This window comes from Testudinibacter aquarius (genome assembly GCF_004342725.1).
Classification (GTDB): domain Bacteria; phylum Pseudomonadota; class Gammaproteobacteria; order Enterobacterales; family Pasteurellaceae; genus Chelonobacter; species Chelonobacter aquarius.
Genome location: NZ_SMCP01000008.1, coordinates 24762 through 42776 on the forward strand (window position 1 = coordinate 24762; position 18015 = coordinate 42776).

Genomic DNA, 18015 nt, shown 5'->3' on the forward strand with positions numbered 1-18015 from the left:
AGCAATAACCTATATATTCAGGAATAATAAATTAAATTTCAATAGTATAATAAAAAGTATACCATTAAATCCATACAAAAATTATAGCTATTAGAATGATAGGTTATACAAATTAAATCTATTGATATTAATCAATAAAACAATAGCACAAATAGGACAAACTACCTCTTAAGTTGTAGTTTTGTTATTTTACCAAAATAAGGAGTGCTATTTTATGAAGAAAAAAGGGATCTTGTCGTTGGTCGGACTAGGTGTTGCCGGCTTTTTAGCGACAGTGGCATATGTTAATCATTTCGATAATCAACAAAAAGAAAAATTATTGGCGCAAAGTGCAGTTCAAAATCCGTCAGCAAAATTGGTTGAGCAAGTGCTGTACGATAATCAATGCCAATATTGTCACACCCCAAATGCCGAAGTGCCGTTTTACATCAACTTACCGATTGTTAACAGCATTATGCAAGACGATATTAACAAGGCGCTCGATCATTTTCTGTTGCGCGAAATTGTGGATCATCTGGATAACCCGCAGCAAATTTCTGCCACCGCACTGGCTAAATTGGAGAGGGTAGTGATTAATGATGAAATGCCGACTAAATCGTTTGTGCATCTGCATTGGGGTTCATCCTTGAATGCAGAAGAACAAAAAGTGTTACTGGATTGGATTCGCAAACAGCGCCAAGATCATTTATTACCAGCGAATACTGAAGGCGCTTCGGCAACGAGCTTTATCCAACCAATCCCGGACAGTTTGAAAACTGAGCCGGCAAAAGTGGCATTGGGTAACCTTCTGTTTCACAGCACCGCACTTTCAGGTGATGACACGATCTCCTGCGCCAGTTGTCATGGTTTGAACACCGGCGGAGTCGATAATTTGGCGACATCCACCGGAATTCACGGACAAAAAGGCGGCATTAATGCACCAACGTTGTATAACTCAGCATTTAACTTTGTACAGTTCTGGGATGGTCGGGCAGCAACGCTGGCGGATCAAGCCGGAGGGCCTCCATTTAATCCGGTTGAGATGGGTTCAAAAGATTGGGCGGAAATCATTGCTAAATTAGAGCAGGATGCTGAACTGAAAGCCGCATTTTTACAAGTCTATCCGAATGGTTTCAGCGGCGACAATATTACCAATGCGATCGCTGAGTTTGAAAAAACTTTGATTACGCCAAACAGCCCGTTTGACCGCTATTTAAAAGGCGATGCAAGCGCCCTGACCGCCAGTCAGCAGCACGGCTATGCGCTGTTCCAGCAGTATAAATGTGACACCTGCCACAGTGGTATCAATATGGGCGGGAACTCTTATGAATTAATGGGAACCAAAGCCAATTATTTTGCCGATCGAGGTACTCCGTTAACGGCGGATGACAATGGGCGCTTCTCCCAAACTCAGGATCCGCGCGATAAACACCGTTTTAAAGTACCAGGCTTGAGAAATATTGCGCTGACCGGACCTTATTTCCATGATGCCAACGCCGAGAATTTGCAGCAGGCGGTGGAAATGATGCTGAAATATCAAAGCGGCGTAACATTACCACAGCAAGATGTCAGTGATATGGTTGATTTCTTGCACAGCTTAACCGGTGAATTGAACGGCAAGACTTTAGTAAACGAAAAAGTCAACGAAAAACAGTAACAGGGTGACGGTGTCATTTATCAGCAAATAAAGGCGGGTTTATCCCCGCCCTAGACTGCTGGCAAAGGTTAAAATATACGATTAATATTGTAAAAGTAGGGGCGGATTATATATCCGCCCGAACCGAACTTTGCATTTTTCCTTTATTGATTAAGTGCTTATGCCACACTTCGCAAACGGGCGGATATATAATCCGCCCCTACCTTGCCTCATCAAATATCTTTGTCAATAATCTGAGGCGGGTTTATCCCAGCCTGGTTTATCCCCGCCTTTATTGTTTAGATTCTGTCCGGATCAAAGTACGATAAATCAATTCGGTTTTCTGTGCCGTAAAATTGGCACAATGCTTGGCGTAGGGTTTCAGCACGCTTTGGCAATCCGTTTTCGGCATAATGGCAAACTTGAGCGTAAACCGCACGTTTAAACGGTCTACTGTCGCCCGCTTCTCCGTTGAGGTTGTCGGCACTGGCGAAAAAGCGTTTGCCGGCAGCAACGGAGAGGATCCATTCAATCGCTTGCGGTTTGACTTCGACTTGCTCAAACAGGCGCTGTTGTTGTTCGCTGCGTCCATCCGGCTGATACCAATAACCAAAATCCTCTAAATGCCAGCGTGAACGCCCGGCAACCAACCAGTGAGCAATTTCATGCAGGGCACTGCTGTAGTAACCGTGGGCAAATTGAATCGAATGGTAAGTGCGGTTGGCATCGGCGGGCAGATAAATCGGTTCGTCACCGCCTTTTTCTAGTTTTGTATTATAGTCGGCATAAAAACAGCGGTTGAAGATGTTGATCAGATCGTGGTAGTCATGTTCCATCATTAATGTCCAAATATCGCTAAAAAGTGAAAGTTAAAGAAGCAAAAAAGGGGCTGAAATCAGCCCCTCAATCAATAAGTATGCACAAAGTGCGGTTATCTTAATTCAGTTTTTGTAGCGCTTCAATCCGTTTTTCCAGCGGAGGGTGGCTCATAAACAGCGAAGCTAAAGAACCGCCACGTTTACCGTTAATCGCAAATGCCGCCAATTCACCTTCCAATTGTTGCGGTTCATGCAGACTTTGTAAGCGTTTTAAGGCCGCAATCATTTTTTGTTTGCCGACTAATTCGGCTGAACCGGCGTCGGCATGAAATTCACGATAGCGTGAAAACCACATCGCAATAATGCTGGCAAGGAAACCAAATACTATTTCCAACACCATCGCTACCATAAAATACATGCCACTGCTGGTTTGTCCGTCACGGTTGCTGGCAACCACTTTGGCGATCATGCGTGATACGAAAATGACGAAGGTATTCAGCACACCTTGTAGCAGCGTCATCGTAACCATATCACCGTTGGCGATGTGGCTGACTTCGTGTGCCAACACCGCTTCCGCTTCATCGCGGGTCATGGTGTTCAATAAGCCGGTGCTGACTGCAACCAGCGAGTTCTTTTTGCTGGCTCCGGTCGCAAAGGCATTTACATCACCGGAGTGATAAATCGCCACTTCCGGCATCGGCAAACCGGCTTTGCGCGCTTGCGCTTGCACTGTGTAGAGCAGCCATTGCTCTTGTTCATTGCGCGGTTGGGTGATCACTTGTGCGCCGACCGCTCTTTTTGCCATCGATTTTGACATAAACAGTGAAACCAACGAGCCGCCGAAGCCAAACAATGCCGCTAGAATCAATAGCCCTGTAGCATCTTGCGCTTGAATGCCGGTCAGGGTCAAAATAATATTAAAAACAAACAACACGGCCATGTTGGTCAACAAGAACAGAATTATTCGCATCATAATCAAAACACTCCTATAGCGAGAAACAGAATAGTAAAATACAGTAACACAAAGATGGTTATCAAAATGTTAATTTCAAGGTTTAGCCGAAAGTTTAAGCGAATTTATAGTCGAACACCACCTTTTTAGTTAACCATGCTATGGCGATTCAATTTTGCGATCCCGCTCGAGAAAAAAAGAGCGGTTGCTGGCAAAATTTGCCTAAAAACACTAGATTAATTTGCACGAAGCCAGTAAAATCGCCGACTTCTTAAACAGCACCTTTTCGGTATTCTACCGACAAGCCGTAATGTGTAATAACGAGGCGTGAATCATCATGACAAACAAAACCAATTTACTGGATCTAAACCGCAAAAACTTGCGCGAATTCTTACAAAATTTGGGTGAGAAACCGTTCCGAGCCGATCAACTGATGAAGTGGATTTACCACTTTGGCGAAGATAACTTTGATAATATGACCAATATTAATAAAGTGCTGCGTGAGAAATTAAAAGCGGTTGCTGAAATTAAAGCACCGGAGGTATCGGAAGAACAGCGCTCCTCCGACGGCACCATCAAATGGGCGATGCAGGTTGGTGATCAACAGGTTGAAACGGTGTATATCCCGGAAAATGATCGCGCAACGTTATGCGTCTCGTCGCAAGTGGGTTGTGCTTTGGCATGCACTTTTTGCTCCACCGCACAACAGGGCTTTAACCGCAATTTGACCGTGTCGGAAATTATCGGTCAGGTGTGGCGTGCCTCTAAAATTATCGGTAATTTCGGCGTGACCGGTGAACGCCCGATTACCAACGTGGTGATGATGGGCATGGGCGAACCTTTGTTGAATGTCAGCAATGTGATTCCGGCAATGGAAATTATGTTGGACGATTTTGGCTATGGTCTATCCAAACGCCGTGTGACGTTGTCCACTTCCGGTGTGGTGCCGGCATTGGATAAATTACCGGAAATGATCGATGTGGCGTTGGCAGTGTCGTTGCACGCACCGAATGATGAGTTGCGCGATGAGATCGTGCCGATTAACAAAAAATACAATATAAAAATGCTGATGGATTCGGTCAGTCGTTATTTAGCCGGTTCAAAAGCCAACCACGGCAAAGTGACGATTGAATATGTGATGCTCGATCATGTTAATGACGGCACGGAACATGCGCATCAATTGGCGAAGGTGCTGGAAAATATCCCGTGCAAAGTGAATTTGATTCCGTGGAATCCATTCCCGGAAGCGCCCTATAGCAAGAGCTCCAACACTCGGATTGACCGTTTCCAAAAAGTACTGATGGAATATGGTTTAACCGTAATTGTGCGCAAAACCCGTGGTGATGATATTGATGCTGCATGCGGACAATTGGCGGGCGAGGTGATTGACCGCACTAAGCGGACAATGAAGCAGGCAATGAATAAAAAAGCGTTTGGCGAGGCGATTTCAATTAAACAGGCTTAGCCGACTATCATCAAAGACAATCATCAAAGACAATCATCAAGGGAGAAAACATGAGCGGCTTTAAACAAAATGTAGCGAAGAAAATAACATTTTTATCCCTGATGACCGCACTTTTATTCAGTTGCGTATTGAGCGGCTGTGCCACACCGCCGCAAAACAGCGAAAGTCAGCGGGCGGCATATGCACGGGTGCAGGTTGCGTTGGGCTATTTGCAACAGCATCAGTATGAAGCGGCAAAACAGAGCTTGGACAAAGCATTGCAACACAGTCCGGATTACTATTTGCCGTATCTGGTGTCGGCACATTACTATCAGTTAATCGGCAATCTCAGCCAAGCAGAAAACTACTATCAAATTGCGCTGCAAAAAGATTCCAAACAGGGTGATGCTCACAACAATTATGGCGCATTTTTATGTCAACAAGGTCGGTTTAACGATGCCTTTAGCCATTTTGAAACCGCACTTGCCAGCCCGGATTATTATCGTTTGGCACAAACCTATGAAAATACCGCACTTTGTGCTCACCAGGCCCACGATCAAACACGAAAAAACATCGCATTGCAAAAACTGGCTAAAATCGATCAGCAACAAGCAGAGCAGTTGCAGCGTATTTTGAAATAAATTGCTTGATTTGGCGGATTAATGTGGCAGATTGATGATTAACTGTTGCAAAAGCAAAGGGAGAATTTTAAACTTTGCGCCTGAACTTTATTTTATGTTAGGGTTTGTTGATATTTGTTTATATTTTGAGTTGTCGTTTAAAATTAGCACAATCTAGGCGTAAGCCGAAATCAATAGCGGGACTATTGATGAGGGTTACAACGACGAGTGTGCTAATTTTAAACACAATCCGCAGGACTATGACGCTTTTTCGCAACTATTTTTTGCCACTATGACGTTAAAAGCCGTTGGTTTAGAATGACTAAACCTCACGACTTTATATTGACGAAAAGAGTGGCGAAAAGAGTGGCCAAAAAGCGTCTATAGCTCAAATTACAAACAAATATCAATAGACCCTAATTGTCATGGAAAATCAGCAACAGCAAACTACCTTTAATCTTGGCGACACACTGCGCCAAGCGCGCGAAAAACTGGGCTTTAGCGTTGAAGAAGCCGCAGAGAAAACTCTGCTTAAAACCGCCGTTATCAAGCACATTGAAAATAATGAGCTTATTATTCCTTCTTGCCCACCGGCATTTATGAAAGGCTATGTGCGTAATTATGCTAAATTTCTTAAAGTCCCGGAGTCAGTTTGGAATAATCCATCAATTTCCTTTGGCGAACCAATCCAAAATGATTTGCAAAAGAATATGCGCAATAAGCATCAAGTGAACCACTACGCCTCTTATTCTAATTGGATCGGGCGGTTAACTTGGTTAATTGCGGTCGCAATGATCGGCATGACTGCGTATTGGTGGTGGCAAAACTATCAACAGTCACAAAACGAAAGAACCTCACTCGTCGAAAGTTTTTTGAGTAACTCTCAGGATGAAACAGCGACGACACCAAACAGCAGCAATAGCGTTCAGCTCGATAATCCGACAATGACAGTGGGCAACTCTCCCACAGAAACGGCGAGTAATCTTGATTTATCAAACACTGGCAGTGATAAGGCCGCGACTTCAGCGACCGAGAATAATGTAGTGCTAACGCCACCGGCGGACAATATGTTAGCGGACAACGTGTTGCCGTTAAGTAATGAAAATGCAAGTACTACAGCTCAAGCACAAACCTCAGGACAAGTGTTGAGCAATGTGATGGAACAGTTGGACGGAACTACGGTTGTTGCTTCAGCGGACAGCAACAGTGCCGCGGGTAGTAATACGAATAGTGAAAGTGCGGTACTGCCTAACAGCAATGGTCTGGTGATCGAAATTGTCGGCAACAGCTGCTGGCTCAGTGTGCGTGATGCAAACCGCAAAGTATTGGCACAAAAAGAGTATAAGCAGGGCGAAGTACTGACTTTTAGTGACGGTGAACCTTATGCCTTGGTGATCGGCGCACCGCAAAACGTACGAATTACCTTCCAAGGGCAAGAAGTACCATTGACTATTGATGGCCGTGTTGCCAGAATCACCTTGCCTAATTAATTAAGCCGGAAAAGACTATGTTAAAACAAACGCCAATCAAGCGTCGTGAATCAACAAAAATTTATGTCGGCAACGTTCCGGTCGGTGGCGATGCCCCGATTGCGGTACAGTCGATGACGAATACCCGTACCACCGATGTGGCAGCAACTGTCGCACAAATAAAAGCACTGGAAAAAGTCGGGGCGGATATTGTGCGGGTTTCAGTGCCGACAATGGATGCAGCGGAAGCATTCAAATTGATTAAACAACAAGTTAATGTGCCGTTAGTGGCGGATATCCATTTTGATTACCGCATTGCACTAAAAGTCGCAGAATATGGTGTAGATTGCTTGCGAATTAATCCGGGTAATATCGGGCGTGAAGATCGGATTCGTGCAGTGGTGGATTGTGCGCGTGATAACAATATTCCGATTCGGATCGGCGTGAATGCCGGTTCATTGGAAAAAGATCTACAGGAAAAATACGGCGAGCCAACGCCGGAAGCGTTATTGGAATCAGCGCTGCGCCATGTGGAAATTTTAGATCGACTGAACTTTGATCAATTTAAAGTCAGCGTAAAAGCCTCTGATGTTTTTTTAGCGGTGGAATCCTACCGTTTGCTGGCAAAAGCGATTAAACAACCGTTGCATCTGGGGATCACCGAAGCCGGTGGCGCACGAGCAGGGGCTGTAAAATCAGCGGTCGGCTTAGGTATGTTACTGTCTGAAGGCATTGGTGATACCTTACGCATATCGCTTGCTGCCGATCCGGTCGAAGAAATCAAAGTCGGCTTTGATATTTTAAAATCGTTGCGGATTCGTTCGCGCGGGATCAACTTTATCGCTTGCCCAACCTGCTCACGTCAGGAATTTGATGTGATCGGCACTGTCAATGCGCTGGAACAGCGTTTGGAAGATATTGTGACCCCGATGGATGTTTCTATCATCGGCTGTGTGGTTAATGGACCGGGTGAAGCCTTGATTTCCGATTTAGGTGTCACCGGCGGTAATAACAAGAGCGGTTTTTACCTGGATGGTGTGCGACAAAAAGAGCGGTTTGACAACCATGATTTGATCGATCAATTAGAAGCTAAAATTCGTGCCAAAATTGCAATGCAGGATCCGTCTAAACGGATTGATTTGCTGAATACACATAACGATTAGTCAACTAAAAATAGAATAAAAAGGAAAAGAAACGTGGCGAAAACCATTCAAGCAATTCGTGGAATGAACGACTGTCTGCCGCAAGACACGCCATTATGGCAGTGGCTGGAAGCCACTGTCAGACGGGTGTTAGCTAGTTACGGCTACCAAGAGATCAGAATGCCGATTGTGGAATCGACACCGCTGTTCAAACGTGCAATCGGTGAAGTGACCGATGTGGTCGAAAAAGAGATGTTTACTTTTGATGATCGGGATGACGAAAGCCTGACACTGCGTCCGGAAGGCACCGCAGGTTGCGTACGTGCCGGTATTGAACACGGTTTATTGTATAACCAAGAGCAACGCTTGTGGTATATGGGACCGATGTTCCGTTATGAACGTCCGCAAAAAGGGCGTTATCGCCAATTCCACCAAATCGGTGTGGAAGTCTTTGGCATTGCGCAAGCGGAAATTGATGCAGAACTGATTTTATTGACTGCACGCTTATGGAAAGCATTGGGCATTGCCGAACATGTCAGCCTACAACTAAATTCGATCGGCTCATTGGAGGCACGTAACCATTATCGTCAAGCATTAGTGGATTTTCTGCAAAACCATCTGGATATTTTAGATGAAGATAGTAAGCGCCGTCTCACCACCAATCCACTACGAATTTTAGACAGTAAAAATGAAAAAATTCAAGCGGTGTTAAATCATGCGCCGAAATTGCATGATTATCTCGATGAAGATTCAAAGCAACATTTTGCCCGCTTATGCCAAATTTTAGATCAAATGGGAATCCGCTATGAGATCAACCAAAAATTGGTGCGTGGCTTGGATTACTACAACAAAACCGTATTTGAATGGGTTACCACCGCACTTGGAGCACAAGGCACGGTATGTGGCGGCGGACGCTACGACGGCTTAGTCGAACAGTTGGGTGGACATGCCACCAGCGGTGTCGGTTTTGCAATGGGCGTAGAGCGCCTGATTTTATTGGTGCAAGAAGTTAATCAAGATTTGTTGCTGCCACAAGCGGTGGACGTATATATCGTACACAGCGGTGAAGCAGCAACGTTGTTAGCCTTCGATGTCGCCGAGCAGCTGCGTTCCACTTACCCGCAAAAAAATGTGATGTTGCATTGCAGTGCCGGCAATTTTAAAAAACAATTTAAACGAGCTGATAAAAGCGGGGCACGCTTTGCCATTGTGATCGGCGAAGAAGAGGTGCAGAATCAGCAGCTGGTGATCAAAGATTTACAGGGGCATCACCAACAACAGCAACTACCAATCGAACAAGCGTTTGCATTTTTGGCAAGCCATTGGAATAAATAAATCGGAATCAATAAAAAAGGAGTAGCATTAAGTGTCGTATATTACCGAAGAACAACAGGTTGAAGAGCTGAAAAGTTGGTGGAAAGAGAACAGCAAAGTCATCATCGCCACGTTTATTTTGGTGGTTGGCGGTGTACTGGGCTGGCGCTATTGGCAAACGCATCAACTCGATAGTCAACGAGCCACCTCAAATAGTTATGAACAAGTGACACAAGCCTATTTACAAAATCCGCAGGCAAATACGGAATTGTTACAGAAATTTGTCACTGACAATCAAAACTCTAACTATGCAGTATTGGCATTGTTTGCTCAAGCCAAAAGTGCGGTAGAGCAGAATAATTTAGCCTTAGCGGAAAGTAGTTTGAAACAGGCGCTGGAATTCAGTCGTAATGATGAATTGAAATCCATTTCTGCTCTCAGACTAGCCGCACTGCAAGTGCAGCAACAGCAATACGACCAAGCTGAAGTCAGCTTAAAAAATATCAATGATAAAGCTTGGGAAGGCGCTAAAGCACAGCTGCAAGGGGATATTTTATTGGCGAAAGGCGACAACAATGCAGCACGCCAAGCCTATCAACAAGCATTAAGCAATCAGAATTTAAACAATTTGGATAGACAGCTATTACAATTAAAAGTCGATAGCTTAGCGGAATAACCCGTTCTTTATACTCACAAAAAATAGGAAAAATAATGTCTGATTTACAAACAATTATTGAAAACGCATTTGAAAAACGTGCAGAAATCACGCCAAAAACGGTTGATGCGACAACGAAAGCGGCAATCGAAGAAGTGATCGCCGGTTTGGACAGTGGCAAATGGCGTGTTGCTGAGAAAATTAACGGTGACTGGGTGACGCATCAATGGTTGAAAAAAGCGGTGTTGCTCTCTTTCCGGATTAACGACAACCAGCTGATGCCGGGTGCAGAAACTCATTATTTCGATAAAGTCCCGATGAAATTTGCTAATTACGATCAAGCGCGTTTTGAGCGTGAAGGCTTTCGCGTGGTGCCACCGGCAAGCGTGCGTCAAGGCGCATTTATTGCGCGCAACACGGTATTAATGCCATCTTATGTCAACCTTGGCGCTTATGTCGATGAGGGCACTATGGTCGACACTTGGGCGACAGTCGGTTCTTGCGCTCAAATCGGTAAAAATGTGCATTTGTCCGGCGGTGTCGGCATCGGTGGCGTATTGGAACCGTTACAAGCGAATCCGACGATTATTGAAGATAACTGCTTTATCGGTGCACGTTCAGAAGTGGTGGAAGGCGTGATCGTCGAAGAAGGTTCAGTGATTTCTATGGGAGTTTTCATTGGTCAAAGCACCAAAATTTACGATCGCGAAACCGGCGAAATTCACTACGGTCGTGTACCGGCAGGATCGGTCGTGGTTTCCGGCAGTTTGCCGTCGAAGTGCGGTAAATACAGCTTGTACGCAGCAGTGATTGTGAAAAAAGTGGATGCCAAAACCCGTGGAAAAGTTGGCATTAATGAATTATTACGGAGCATTGACTAAGCCATCGAATGAATTAAGCCTATTTTTTGTTAAAGATAGGCTTAATTGTGAATAGTTGCTGTTTTTTAGCGCGCAGCGCTGATTATTTGAGCAATTACGATAAAAAAAGGTTGTCGTAACGGAAAAAATATTAGACACTTGCCCCGCTAAAGTCAGTAAGCTATATAAATGTTACTTTATATAATCTGAACAACTTAATCGATAAATTACCAATACCCGTTATTAAGGATAGGAGTTTCACATGAAAAAATTACTATTAACTACCGCACTTTTAGGCGCAACTGCATTAACCGTGATGGGGTGTGATGATGCGAAGAATGCGGCAACCGACGCAAAAAACAGTGCAGTAGCCACAGCAACTGAAACCAAAGATGCAGTCGTTGAAAAAGCCACTGAAGCCAAAGACGCTGTAGTTGAAAAAGCAGCGGAAGTGAAAGAAGCTGTAACTGAAAAAGCCACTGAAGCCAAAGATGCTGTGGTTGAAAAAGCAGCAGAGGTGAAAGAAGCTGTAGCTGAAAAAGCTTCTGAAGTAAAAGATGCTGTTGAAACTAAAGCAGCTGAAGCTAAAGAATCACTTAACAATGCAGTAGCTAATGCAACTGAATCTGTCGAAAAAACACAGGCTGAAGCAACCCAAGCTGTTGAACAAGCACAACAAAATGCTCAACAAGCCACTAGTCAAGCAGTAGAGTCTGCAACTGAGCAAGCTACAGCGGCACAACAAAGCGCTGCGGCGGTAGCAACCGATGCAAAACAAGCGATTGCAGAAAAAACTGAAGCGGCTAAAGAGAGTGTTACAACAACAGTAACCGAAACTAAAGAAGCCGTTGCTGAGAAAGCAGAAGAAGCGAAAAAAGATATCAATAAATTAATCGGCAATACTGAAACCACTAAATAATTTTAGCGATAATATAGTAAAATCTAAGCCTCCATTCTTTGAGTGGGGGTTTTTTATTTTATTATTCAATTGGTTATAAATAGCATTGAGGTTTTTTTAGAAATCTTATAACTGTTTATGCTATAATAACCACCTCAAATTTTAATCATGCGACATGACGTATGAACAGTAAAAAATAAATAAGCACAATCCGCTTTGAGCGGATAAATTAGTGCGGAGAATAACAATGATAGCAGCTAATAAACGTTCCATTATTACTCTTTTTTATGACGAGTCCAGCTTGGGTTCACATCAGGTCAAAATGGTTTTGGCAGAAAAAGAGGTTCCTCATGAACAAGAGTTGATCCAGCCGGATATTATCAATGAAGATTTTTTAGAGTTAGGCACCAATGGCGAATTGCCGACGTTGGTCGACCGTGATTTAGTGTTGTTTAAACCGCGAATTATATTAGAATATCTGGACGAACGTTTTCCGCATCCGCCATTAATGCCGGTTTATCCGGTTGATCGTGCCAAATCGCGGCTGTTAATGCATCGCATCGAACAAGACTGGTTTTCTGTCATCGAACAAGCAGAGCGTTTAGCTGAAGCAGAAAAAATGAAAATGCTGAACGATTTAAAAGATGAGTTGCTGTCTTTTGGTCCTATTTTTGCGCAAAAACAGTACTTTTTAAGTGAAGTATTCAGCTTAGTGGATTGCTATATTGCGCCAATTCTTCATCGTTTGCAAAGCTATGATATTAAATTTAACGGTGCGGGCAGCAAAGCGATTAAAAACTATATGGATTTGGTTTTCGAGCGTCCTTGCTTTGTCACTTCATTAAAAAATTCACCGCAAAAAGTGATCGTGGAAAAATAATAGGCTGAATATGACCGGATCAACCACTGCAAAACGCCCTTACTTGCTCAGAGCCTATTATGATTGGCTGTTAGACAATGATTTGACGCCATATCTGGTTGTTGATGCATTTTATCCGCACACCGTCGTGCCGGATGATTTTGTTAAAGATGGGCAGATTGTATTAAATATTTCGCCAAATGCCTGCGGAAATTTACAGTTGGGCAATGATAAAATTGTGTTTAACGCCCGCTTCAAAGGGATTCCGCGTGATATTATCGTACCAATGGGCGCTGCATTGGCAATTTATGCCCGTGAAAACGGTGATGGTGTGATGTTCGAGTTGGAAGAAACATATGAACGCGAAGTTGAACGTAGTTTAGGTGATTTAGTCGAACAACCAGCGAGTTTTGTCGAAATTGTCGATAAGCCGCAAACGATAAAAACCACAGCAAGTGACAAACCTAAAGCGAAACGTTCTGTCAGTCATTTAAAAATTTTAAAATAACCTAGCAACAGCTGTAAGCAGACCGCACTTTTCTTTTGTTTTAACAAAAGTAATTTAACAAAAGATAAAAGTGCGGTTTTGTTATTTGTGGCAGCAGCCCTTACCACTCAGTGAATCAATAATCGGACATTGGCTTTGATCATCACCGGGACACTCGTCTGCTAATGCGGTCAATTGCCGTTTCATCTCTTGCAGTTGCGTAATTTGTCGCTCAAGATGCTCAATTTTATCCAATGTCCGCTGTTTAATTTCACGGCTGTGGCGCTGTGGGTTCAGATAAAGCTCGAGCAACTCTTTAGATTCAGGCAGGGAAAATCCGGCACTACGGGTACGCTGCACAAATCGTAGTTGATCAACGTGCTGCAAATCATATTGTCGATATCCGTTACTGCTGCGCTGGGGTGGGGTAATAATGCCTTTTTCTTCATAAAATCGAATAGTTTTATCACTTAAGTCGGTCAGGGCAGCCACTTGTTTAATATTCATAAAAAATGCTTGACTCTACAGTTAGTGGAAGCTTTATTCTAATGACGTTTTATAAAAGATTCAACTAAACGATATCACAGAAGAGAGCCTATTTATGTCAACTATTTTAGGGTTAGCACAATTATCCTGCCAAAATTGTGTACGCCATGTGCGCGAAGCTTTGCAGAACGTGACAGGCGCAAGTGCGGTTAAAGTCAATTTGCACTATGCAAAAATTGAAGGCGACGTGTCAGTTTCTGCTTTAATCCAAGCAGTACAAGAGGCCGGTTATCAGGCGCAAGCCAATCCTGCTGCGACATTTGAATTGATACTGTCCGGCTTGTCTTGCCAGCATTGCGTCAAAACCCTGGACAAAGCTTTAACCGAGTTTGATCCCAATTTGATTTACCAATTGAGCCTGACCACGTTGACGGTTTATGTCGAAGCGGTTAAGCCGGAAGTATTGATTAAACTGGTTGAAGATGTCGGTTATCAGGCACAATTATCCGCTGAGAGCGCTTCTTGCCCAAAAACTGAACTACCGTCTGCACGCAATCAGATAAAATCCGAGCCTGATTCAGCGGCGGTAGTCGAAAAAACAGTTGTAAACAAAACGGTCAATAACAACGAAATCGCCCCACAGTCGATGGCGGAACAGCAGCAAACTACCCAGCTATTATTAAGTGGAATGACCTGTGCCAGTTGTGTATTAAAAGTCGAAAAAGCGCTGGCTGCGGTGCCTCAGGTTGAAAAAGTCAATGTCAATCTGGCTGATAACAGCGCAATCATCTATGGCACTGCATCGCAACAAGCGCTGGTAAGTGCGGTTGAACAAGCCGGTTATGTTGCAGAAATCGTTGCCGAGCAGCACCTTCGGCGAGAAAAGCAGCAGCAAAATATTACAAAAGAGATTCTCCAACGCAAATGGCAGGCACTGATAGCGCTGGTATTCGGTTTTGCACTAATGCTCTGGGGCATGCTTTACGGTATGAGCGTAACGCAAGATTCACAATCTGCTTGGTTGGCTGTGGGGGTTGTCAGTGCGCTGGTGATGACGTTCAGTGGCGGGCATTTTTTTGTCAGCGCATGGCGTAATTTAAAACACGGCAGTGCAACAATGGACACATTGGTGGCACTCGGCACGGGGGTAGCATGGCTGTTTTCGATGGCGATTGTGCTGTTTCCGCACTTTTTCCCAGAAAATGCCCGTCATTTGTATTTTGAAGCCGGTATGATGATTATCGGGTTGGTAAACTTAGGCAAAATGTTGGAAACCAAAGCCAAACAGCGTTCTTCCCGTGCGTTGGAAAAATTACTGGATTTAACGCCGGCTAAAGTCAGCGTGATCGAAGCCGGGCAGGAACAACAATTGCCGTTACAACAGGTAAAGTGCGGTATGTTGTTGAGCCTGAAAACCGGTGATCGTGTTGCGGTGGACGGCATGGTAGTACAAGGGCAAGGCTGGTTGGACGAATCGATGTTGAGCGGAGAACCGTTGGCAGTCAACAAAACTATAGGAGACTTTGTCCGAGCCGGTACCCTTGTCGATAATGGCAGTTTGCGGATTGAAGCGACACAAGTCGGTGAACAAACCGTGCTTGCCAATATCATTAAATTAGTGAGGCAGGCGCAGGGTAGTAAACCCAAAATTGCGATGCTGGTCGATAAAGTTGCCGCGGTATTTGTGCCGGTGGTGGTGGTGATTGCCATTTTAGCCGCAATCGTTTGGGCATTGTTTGGGCCCGAACCAAAACTAGCACACGCCTTGGTCGTTTTGACCACCGTGTTGATTATTGCTTGCCCTTGTGCGTTAGGGTTGGCGACACCGATGTCGGTGATTGCCTCTGTATCGCGGGCGGCGGAATTAGGCATTTTGGTGCGTGACGCCGATGCGTTGCAAAAAGCCGCTAATGTGAATGTAGTGGTGTTTGATAAAACCGGCACGCTAACCGAAGGCAAACCGAAGCTGACCGCACTTTATCCGGCAGTAGGGCAACAACAGCAAGATCTACTCTATTACGCGGCCAGTTTGGAACAACAGGCAAATCATCCACTAGCCAAAGCGCTATTAGAATCGCCGCAAATTGATGTGGCGAATCTGGCTGAGGTTAGTGACTTTATTACGCATAAAGGCATGGGTGTCGCCGCTAAAATTGCTGACCAAAGATTCTATTTAGGCAATGAAAAACTGTTGGCACAGCAAAATATTGCTATACCATCAGGGTTACAAAGCCAAGCAGAGCAGGAGAGTCGGGCAGGCGGTACGGTGATCTATTTGGCAAATGACACTACTTTTATTGGTTTTCTTGTGGTGAAAGATCAATTGCGCCAAGAGAGTCAAAGTGCGGTGCAGACGCTGCGCAATAATGGTTATCGCACCATTATGTTGACCGGCGATCAAATGCAGACAGCAACGGCAGTTGCAGAGCAATTGGGGATTGATCAAGTGATTGCCGGGGTCTTGCCGCAAGGTAAAGCAGAGGCAATCCAAACCTTGCAGCAGCAAGGGTACAAAGTGGCAATGGTCGGCGATGGTATCAATGATGCGCCGGCACTGGCACAAGCCGATGTCAGCATTGCCATCGCCAGTGGTAGCGACATTGCGATTGAAACCGCAGATTTAACCTTGATGCGGCATGGTATCGATGCAGTTTCTGATGTACTGGCACTATCACAAGCCGGAATGCGCAATATCAAACAAAATCTGTTAGGAGCGTTTATCTATAACAGTTTAGGCATTCCGATTGCCGCTGGGTTGCTGTATCCGCTGTTCGGGATTCTGCTCAATCCGGTAGTTGCCGGTGCGGCAATGGCACTGTCGTCAATTACCGTCGTGACCAATGCCAACCGTTTATTGCGCTTCAAGCCGGTTTCGCACCCCATCCAGAAATAGTGCGGTAATACGCGGGTCTGTGCTTAACTCCGGATGGAAAGCGCAGACCAGCAGATTATCTTGCCGTGCCAATACTGGACTGCCGTTGATCTCGGCCAATATTTGTACGTTATCCGACAACAGTTTACTGATGTAAGGCGCACGAATAAAAACCGCTGGGAACGGGGTAGACAATCCGTTGATGTAAAGTGCGGTTTGAAAGCTTTGTTTTTGTCGCCCAAAGGCATTCCGCCGCACTTGAATATCCATCAACCCCAAATGCGCCGGTTCATCGCCTTCAATGGCTTTTGCCAAGAGGATCATACCGGCGCAAGTACCAAACAGCGGTTTTCCTTCGGCCGCAAATTGGCGGATCGCCTCAATAAAACCGTAGTGCCGCATCAACTTACCGATTGTGGTGCTTTCACCACCGGGTAAGATCAAACCGTCAAGCTGCTCCAATTGTGCAACATGCTTCACTGCAACCGCAGTTGCGCCCAAAGCAGCCAGTTGCGCCATATGTTCACTGACTGCACCTTGCAGCGCCAAAACGCCGATACGACATCCGCTGTAATCTGTCATTACCAACCTCGCTCTTGCATTCTTTCCGTCGGTAACAATTTGGCAATATCCAGCCCTTTCATCGCACTGCCCAGCTCTTCGGATAAGCGAGCAATACGATCATAATCTTGATAATAGGTTGTTGCTTGCACAATTGCCTGCGCAAATTTTTCCGGATTTTCTGATTTAAAAATACCGGAACCGACAAAAACACCGTCAGCACCCAGCTCCATCATCAATGCAGCATCAGCTGGCGTAGCAACACCGCCGGCAGCAAAATTAACCACCGGTAATTTGCCTAATTGTTTAATTTGCAATAACAGTTCAAACGGTGCGCCTAACAGTTTGGCTTCGGTCATCAGCTCGTCATGATTCATCGCCACGACTTTGCGCAGTTGTGCATTAACTTTTCGCATATGCCGCACCGCTTCCACAATATTGCCGGTACCCGGTTCGCCTTTGGTGCGCAACATCGCCGCCCCTTCACCAATCCGACGCAATGCTTCACCCAGATCACGACAGCCACAAACAAACGGCACGGTATAGTCACTTTTCAGCAAATGAAACTCTTCATCTGCAGGGGTCAGCACTTCACTTTCATCAATATAATCAACGCCCATTGCTTCCAAAATGCGTGCTTCGGTAATATGTCCAATACGCGCTTTGGCCATCACTGGAATTGAAACCGCAGCCATCACCTCTTTCACGATTTTTGGATTTGCCATCCGAGCAACACCGCCAGCCGCACGAATATCGGACGGCACTCGCTCCAAAGCCATCACAGCAACCGCACCAGCCGCCTCGGCAATCCGCGCTTGCTCCGCATTGACTACATCCATGATCACACCGCCTTTTTGCATTTGAGCCATACCACGTTTCACCACATCACTGCCTAATACTTTATTCATTTTGAAATTTCTCCTGTTTATATAAAAACGATTCTTCAGCCAAATATTAACAGCC

17 protein-coding genes are annotated in these 18015 nt (G+C 44.9%); 12 read left to right on the forward strand and 5 right to left on the reverse strand.

What is annotated here, in order from left to right; translation table 11 throughout:
• Positions 1 to 214 precede the first annotated feature (214 nt).
• On the forward strand, positions 215 to 1636 hold the full coding sequence (locus EDC16_RS08975) for a cytochrome c peroxidase (protein WP_132967521.1): 1422 nt from the start codon (positions 215 to 217) through the stop codon (positions 1634 to 1636).
• Between the two features lie 278 nt (positions 1637 to 1914).
• Here EDC16_RS08975 and EDC16_RS08980 read toward each other — a convergent pair whose 3' ends face one another.
• Entirely contained in the window at positions 1915 to 2451 is a 537-nt protein-coding gene (locus tag EDC16_RS08980; RefSeq protein ID WP_132967595.1) for an elongation factor P hydroxylase, read from the reverse strand.
• Between the two features lie 100 nt (positions 2452 to 2551).
• Positions 2552 to 3406: a protease HtpX gene (gene htpX, locus EDC16_RS08985; protein ID WP_132967522.1), complete on the reverse strand. Its 855-nt coding sequence runs from the start codon at positions 3404 to 3406 to the stop codon at positions 2552 to 2554.
• A 316-nt stretch (positions 3407 to 3722) separates the two neighbouring features.
• On the opposite strand from htpX, the gene rlmN reads away from it, so the two are divergent.
• The 10 genes from rlmN to EDC16_RS09035 all read left to right on the forward strand — a co-directional run bounded on the left by rlmN (position 3723) and on the right by EDC16_RS09035 (position 13154).
• Complete coding sequence (gene rlmN / locus EDC16_RS08990) at positions 3723 to 4850, forward strand: dual-specificity RNA methyltransferase RlmN (RefSeq protein WP_132967523.1); 1128 nt, start codon at positions 3723 to 3725, stop codon at positions 4848 to 4850.
• Positions 4851 to 4900: 50 nt separating this feature from the next.
• Positions 4901 to 5470 (forward strand): type IV pilus biogenesis/stability protein PilW, encoded by a 570-nt coding sequence (gene pilW / locus EDC16_RS08995; RefSeq protein ID WP_132967524.1) that lies wholly within the window; start codon positions 4901 to 4903, stop codon positions 5468 to 5470.
• 404 nt (positions 5471 to 5874) lie between these two features.
• Positions 5875 to 6939: a RodZ domain-containing protein gene (locus EDC16_RS09000; RefSeq protein WP_132967525.1), complete on the forward strand. Its 1065-nt coding sequence runs from the start codon at positions 5875 to 5877 to the stop codon at positions 6937 to 6939.
• A gap of 17 nt (positions 6940 to 6956) precedes the next feature.
• Entirely contained in the window at positions 6957 to 8081 is a 1125-nt protein-coding gene (gene ispG, locus EDC16_RS09005; protein WP_132967526.1) for a flavodoxin-dependent (E)-4-hydroxy-3-methylbut-2-enyl-diphosphate synthase, read from the forward strand.
• Between the two features lie 33 nt (positions 8082 to 8114).
• Complete coding sequence (gene hisS, locus EDC16_RS09010; RefSeq protein WP_132967527.1) at positions 8115 to 9395, forward strand: histidine--tRNA ligase; 1281 nt, start codon at positions 8115 to 8117, stop codon at positions 9393 to 9395.
• Between the two features lie 31 nt (positions 9396 to 9426).
• A complete protein-coding gene (locus EDC16_RS09015) occupies positions 9427 to 10050 on the forward strand; it encodes a YfgM family protein (RefSeq protein WP_132967528.1) in 624 nt (207 codons plus the stop codon).
• Positions 10051 to 10085: 35 nt separating this feature from the next.
• Entirely contained in the window at positions 10086 to 10910 is an 825-nt protein-coding gene (gene dapD / locus EDC16_RS09020; protein WP_132967529.1) for a 2,3,4,5-tetrahydropyridine-2,6-dicarboxylate N-succinyltransferase, read from the forward strand.
• A gap of 241 nt (positions 10911 to 11151) precedes the next feature.
• Positions 11152 to 11808, forward strand: coding sequence for a hypothetical protein (locus tag EDC16_RS12755; protein WP_176551945.1), 657 nt, complete (start codon positions 11152 to 11154; stop codon positions 11806 to 11808).
• A gap of 226 nt (positions 11809 to 12034) precedes the next feature.
• Positions 12035 to 12667 carry a glutathione S-transferase N-terminal domain-containing protein gene (locus tag EDC16_RS09030; protein ID WP_132967530.1) on the forward strand — a complete coding sequence of 211 codons (633 nt, stop codon included), beginning with the start codon at positions 12035 to 12037 and terminating at the stop codon, positions 12665 to 12667.
• 10 nt (positions 12668 to 12677) lie between these two features.
• A complete protein-coding gene (locus tag EDC16_RS09035) occupies positions 12678 to 13154 on the forward strand; it encodes a ClpXP protease specificity-enhancing factor (RefSeq protein WP_132967531.1) in 477 nt (158 codons plus the stop codon).
• An 81-nt stretch (positions 13155 to 13235) separates the two neighbouring features.
• Here EDC16_RS09035 and cueR read toward each other — a convergent pair whose 3' ends face one another.
• A complete protein-coding gene (cueR, locus tag EDC16_RS09040) occupies positions 13236 to 13640 on the reverse strand; it encodes a Cu(I)-responsive transcriptional regulator (protein WP_132967532.1) in 405 nt (134 codons plus the stop codon).
• A 94-nt stretch (positions 13641 to 13734) separates the two neighbouring features.
• Here cueR and EDC16_RS09045 point away from each other — a divergent pair, with 94 nt between their 5' ends.
• On the forward strand, positions 13735 to 16512 hold the full coding sequence (locus EDC16_RS09045; protein WP_132967533.1) for a cation transporter: 2778 nt from the start codon (positions 13735 to 13737) through the stop codon (positions 16510 to 16512).
• Here the strand turns inward: EDC16_RS09045 and pdxT are convergent.
• On the reverse strand, positions 16471 to 17073 hold the full coding sequence (pdxT, locus tag EDC16_RS09050) for a pyridoxal 5'-phosphate synthase glutaminase subunit PdxT (RefSeq protein ID WP_132967534.1): 603 nt from the start codon (positions 17071 to 17073) through the stop codon (positions 16471 to 16473). The genes EDC16_RS09045 and pdxT overlap by 42 nt on opposite strands.
• Positions 17073 to 17960: a pyridoxal 5'-phosphate synthase lyase subunit PdxS gene (gene pdxS, locus EDC16_RS09055; RefSeq protein WP_132967535.1), complete on the reverse strand. Its 888-nt coding sequence runs from the start codon at positions 17958 to 17960 to the stop codon at positions 17073 to 17075. The genes pdxT and pdxS overlap by 1 nt, the downstream gene beginning before the upstream one ends.
• Between the last annotated feature and the right edge of the window lie 55 nt (positions 17961 to 18015).